Annotated in this window: 1 pseudogene; it reads right to left on the bottom strand. The window is 31.7% G+C overall.

The window, feature by feature from the left end:
• Positions 1 to 262 (bottom strand): annotated as a pseudogene (locus KA858_RS12700) (hypothetical protein); the annotation flags it as partial.
• Positions 263 to 303 lie beyond the last annotated feature (41 nt).

Below are 303 nucleotides of genomic sequence, written 5' to 3'. Positions count from 1 at the left end.
TCCCATAATTTTTTCTTTGTTCTTGTATATTCGTCATCTCTAGCTTTATATCATTTAATTTTTCTACTTCTGTTCTACCGTTTTGCTTAACTTTACTTAGCGCTTGTTTTGTCTCGTCTTTTTGAGCTTTAAGTCTTTTCGTATCATTTTTATATTTTTCTGCATGCTTATGCTGCGCATTTGTCTTATGTTTAGATATGCCACGTTCTAAATCATGCCCCTTATTATTTACATGCTCATTAAATCTATCTTGGAATTTCAATTGCCTTTAGTGGTAGCTACTACTGGTGAAAAGGAAAAAAT

Origin of the sequence: Staphylococcus sp. GDX8P80P (assembly GCF_017893095.1) — a bacterium.
Taxonomy (GTDB): domain Bacteria; phylum Bacillota; class Bacilli; order Staphylococcales; family Staphylococcaceae; genus Staphylococcus; species Staphylococcus borealis.
Note: the sequence above shows the minus strand (reverse complement) of the source record. Positions and strands in the feature narration are given on the sequence as shown.